This window comes from Moorena sp. SIO4G3 (assembly GCF_010692305.1).
In the GTDB taxonomy this organism is placed as follows: domain Bacteria; phylum Cyanobacteriota; class Cyanobacteriia; order Cyanobacteriales; family Coleofasciculaceae; genus Moorena; species Moorena producens_A.
The window spans coordinates 1-4826 of the sequence record NZ_JAAHIG010000334.1 but is presented as its reverse complement, the minus strand read 5'-3'; the positions used below and the strand labels follow the sequence as shown (position 1 = coordinate 4826).

Annotated in this window: 3 protein-coding genes and 1 pseudogene; 1 reads left to right on the top strand and 3 read right to left on the bottom strand. The window is 42.6% G+C overall.

Annotation, left to right across the window (positions count from 1 at the left end; translation table 11 throughout):
* A partial coding sequence (locus tag F6J99_RS35445) for a cadherin domain-containing protein (RefSeq protein WP_293120214.1) occupies positions 1-3287 on the top strand: 3287 nt, incomplete at its 5' end.
* Positions 3288-3370: 83 nt separating this feature from the next.
* Here the strand turns inward: F6J99_RS35445 and F6J99_RS35440 are convergent.
* The 3 genes and pseudogenes from F6J99_RS35440 to F6J99_RS35430 all read right to left on the bottom strand — a co-directional run.
* Positions 3371-3493, bottom strand: a complete 123-nt coding sequence (locus tag F6J99_RS35440; protein WP_293120212.1) for a hypothetical protein — start codon at positions 3491-3493, stop codon at positions 3371-3373.
* Between the two features lie 289 nt (positions 3494-3782).
* Positions 3783-4424, bottom strand: a complete 642-nt coding sequence (locus F6J99_RS35435) for a DUF948 domain-containing protein (protein WP_293106055.1) — start codon at positions 4422-4424, stop codon at positions 3783-3785.
* Between the two features lie 157 nt (positions 4425-4581).
* A pseudogene (locus F6J99_RS35430) lies at positions 4582-4826 on the bottom strand (RNA-guided endonuclease TnpB family protein); the annotation flags it as partial.

Sequence of the window (4826 nt, the reverse complement as noted above, 5' to 3'; positions counted from 1 at the left end):
AAAGCTACGATAAAACGTTCACCATTGACGTCCTTAACCAGAATATTGCTCCGACGGATATTACCCTTGATGGGAACAGTGTCAAGGAATTCAGTAACAATGGCACTACCATTGCTAGGCTGAGTACTAATGATGTTGATTCCGGAGATACCCATAAATATAAGTTATTACATGATGCTAAAGGTCGCTTTAAAATTGATGGCAATCAACTAAAAGTCAAGAATGGCCACCTCTTAGACTTTGATGAAAACTCTAGTCATGATATCAAAATCCGCACCACGGATTCCGGGGGTAAAAGCTACGATAAAACGTTCACCATTGACGTCCTTAACCAGAATATTGCTCCGACGGATATTACCCTTGATGGGAACAGTGTCAAGGAATTCAGTAACAATGGCACTACCATTGCTAGGCTGAGTACTAATGATGTTGATTCCGGAGATACCCATACCTATGAGTTATTAGATGATGCTCAAGGTCGCTTTAAAATTGATGGCAATCAACTAAAAGTCAAAGATGGCAGCCTTATAGACTTTGATAACAACTCTAGTCATAATATCAAAATCCGCACTACCGACTCCGGGGGTGAAAGCTATGATAAAACTTTCAGTATTCAAGTCCAAAACCAGAATCTTGCTCCGACGGATATTACCCTTGATCGGAACAGTGTCAAGGAATTCAGTAACAATGGCACTACCATTGCTAGGCTGAGTACTAATGATGTTGATGCCGGAGATACCCATACCTATGAGTTATTAGATGATGCTCAAGGTCGCTTTAAAATTGATGGCAATCAACTAAAAGTCAAAGATGGCAGCCTTATAGACTTTGATAACAACTCTAGTCATAATATCAAAATCCGCACTACCGACTCCGGGGGTGAAAGCTATGATAAAACTTTCAGTATTCAAGTCCAAAACCAGAATAATGCTCCCACGGATATCAGCCTTGATCGGAACAGTGTCAATGAATTAAGTGAAAAGGGTACCACTATTGGTACCCTCAGTACTAATGATGTGGATCGGGAAGATAACCATACTTATGAGTTATTAGATGATGCTAAAGGTCGCTTTGAAATTGTTGGCAATCAACTAAAGGTCAAAAATGGTAGTCTTTTAGACTTTGATAACAACTCTAGTCATGATATCAAAATCCGCACCACGGATTCCGGGGGTAAAAGCTACGATAAAACTTTCAGTATCGAAGTCCAAAACCAGAATAATGCTCCGACTGATATTAACCTCTCTAGCAACAGTGTCAAGGAATTCAGTAATAATGGCACTACCATTGCTACCCTAACTACTAAGGATGTTGATTCGGGAGATAACCATAAATATAAGTTATTACATGATGCTAAAGGTCGCTTTAAAATTGATGGCAATCAACTAAAGGTCAAAAATGGCAACCTCTTAGACTTTGATGACAACTCTAGTCATGATATCAAAATCCGCACCACGGATTCCGGGGGTAAAAGCTACGATAAAACGTTCACCATTGACGTCCTTAATCAGAATAATGCTCCAACGGATATTACCATTTCTGGCAACAGTGTCAAGGAATTCAGTAACAATGGCACTACCATTGCTACCCTGAGTACTAAGGATGTTGATGCCGGAGATCACCATACCTATAAGTTATTAGATGATGCTAAAGGTCGCTTTAAAATTGATGGCAATCAACTAAAAGTCAAAAATGGTAGTCTTTTAGACTTTGATGTCAACAATACTCATCAAATCAAAATCCGCACCACCGACTCCGGGGGTGAAAGCTACGATAAAACGTTCAGTATCGAAGTCGAAAACCAAAATAATGCTCCGACTGATATTAACCTCTCTAGCAACAGTGTCAAGGAATTCAGTAAAAATGGCACCACTATTGCTACCCTAACTACTCAGGATGTTGATTGGGGAGATAGCCATAGCTATCAGTTATTAAATGATGCTCAAGGTCGCTTTAAAATTGATGGCAATCAACTCCAGGTCAAAAATGGTAGTCTTTTAGACTTTGATATCAACAATACTCATCAAATCAAAATCCGCACCACCGACTCCGGGGGTGAAAGCTACGATAAAACGTTCAGTATTAACGTTCAAAACCAGAATATTGCTCCGACAGATATCAGCATCACCGAGCAGGGCGGTGAAAGCAATGACACACTAATTGGTGGCTCGGGTGATGACACTCTTTCAGGAGGTGATGGGGATGACAGTGTTGTTGGAGGTTTCGGTAATGATAAGATTTGGGGTAATCGCGAGAATGACACACTAATTGGTGGCTGGGGTGATGACACTCTTTCAGGAGGTGATGGGGATGACAGTGTTGTTGGAGGTTCCGGTAATGATAAGATTTGGGGTAATCGCAATAATGACACACTAATTGGTGGCTCGGGTGATGATACTCTTTCAGGAGGTTCTGGGGATGACAGTGTTGTTGGAGGTGCCGGTAACGACTACCTCAGGGGAACTTGGGGCAATGACAGTCTCGATGGTGGGGATCATGATGACACTCTTAAAGGTGGTCAGGGAAATGACTTCCTTGAGGGTGGTTCTGGCAATGATTGGATCATGGGAGATGTAGGTAACGATAACCTAAAAGGTAGTTCAGGTGAGGACACTCTGAGCGGAGGTTCGGGTTATGACACCATCGAAGGTGGTGATGACGATGACTACCTCAGAGGAAATGCGGGAGATGACTTCCTTAAAGGTGGCGATGGCGATGACTACCTCAGAGGAGACCAGGGAAATGACAGCCTTGAGGGTGGCGCTGGTAACGACTCTTTGATCGCAGCTTCGGGTGATGACCATCTTGATGGTGGGGATGGCAATGATACCCTAAAAGGTAGCTCTGGCAACAACTATTTGATCGGAGGTTTGGGAGATGACAGCCTTGATGGTGGGGGAGACCATGACCTGCTTGAGGGTGGCTCTGGCAAGGACACTTTGATTGGAGGTTCCGGTAATGACACCCTCAATGGAGTTGGAAATGATTCCCGAGGTAATGGTGAAATTGATGTTCTTGTTGGTGGAGGTGGATCAGATACTTTTATCCTAGGAGATGATCATGGCGCTTTCTACCAGGGTGGGGGTCACAATGATTATGCAAAGATTGATGACTTCGATTCTCAAGACATGATTCAGCTCTATGGTGTAGCGGATCAATATGATGTGCTTGAGGCTGATAATGGCTTACCCGGTAGCACAGCTTTGTATTTTGAGGGTGATTTGATGGCAGTATTCAAAGATGCATCTGTAAGTGATGTCAGCAGTAGAATGGAATTTCTTTCCTAATCTGACCAGTTGTAAGATTGGCAAGATGACCGCAGTTAGGTAATATGGGTAAGAATCTACCGGGTGCATCTCTATCCATGCAATTAGGCAAAAATTCGCACACTTCCGACACTTCCCGCTGTCCCCACACTCTCCTTATTTTTTACAAAAATAGCGCTACTCGCAATGGCATTGGCAAGAGGCAAGAGGCAAAAGTTGACGTGCATTAGCTTTGCAGCTTTTATAAATGTCAAACATGCTATATGAGATGCACCAAATCTACCGAGAGTTGGACTGATTTTTCTGTATGTTTTAATTTAATAGGATTGCTATACTTTTATCTGCTGGTGTTTACCAGTTCTCAATTACTAACTAACTATATTTTTCATCCATTAACAAAATATTAACAAAAACGGTATAACGCCACCCTTTAATTTATAAACTAAAGGGTGGCATTACATTTATTGTTTATTTATTCTGTATAGTCTTCAGGTTGGAATCTTGGTATTGCCTTCGTTAAAAAGAATTATCATCGATAGAATTATCATCGATGTCGCAATCAGAGGTTTCACGAGTCCCGTGATTGACCTCATGGTTATAGTTACTATCTCTGAGCCTTGGCTGATTAACATCTGATGAGCGTTGATCAGTCTCAGGAATTTCTAGAGCTTTTCTGTGAATAGGTGCGCTTTCCGTGATGGCGTTCGCGTAGCGTGACCTACGGTCAAGGGATTGCTCGCCATCACGGGTCGCATCTGATGATGCTAGGGAATCGATTGACCTGGATTTTGGTGAGGTACCCCTCCAAGTTTTCCAGGCAGTTTTGAAACCCTTAACCACATTACGAGTATTCTCTTTGACTTTTTGGGCTTGGTTTTTAGCATTGCTAATACTGTGGTCAACCTGTTGAACCACGTGACCAGCACTTTTGACTCCTTGATTAAGATCATCTGTCAAGTCGCTGATTTCCAAGCCTGTCAGCCGAATGGCTTCTAGGGTCGGTGGTAATTCCCGATTTAGGGTATCAGCTAATTTTTCCACACTACGAGCTGCCCGCGCTAACTCTTGTACAGCAGGTAATAACGTTACTAAAACAGCGGTTAAACTAACTGCTACCAGCAGAAAAGACAGCCCGAGCCAAAATAGAGGATCAATCACAAAAAATCCTAGGATGTTGGGAAGCCCCGTCTATGGGGGAGAGGGGTGATGACCGTTGATTTATTCTACAGGTTAACCTGTGGTATGATTCAGTAACTGGGAATGGAAAATCGGAAAGACTATATTGATAATCTAGATTAATACTCTCCGATACTTTTTAGCTACCAAAATCTACCAAATGCAAATCAAGGCTCACTAATGCAAGCTGATTTCTCAGCCAGGGGGTATCTCCCAGGGCATGGCCGTAGGCCACGCTGCGCGAACGCAGGAATATACCACGAGCGCCGTTAATGTCTCGATCCATAGATCGGCCATCAACTTTTGATTTAATTATTTTGCTGCCGCCGATGTTAACCAGCTCCCCAGTCCAACTAACGGTTTTACTCGTATAGGCTTCACAAA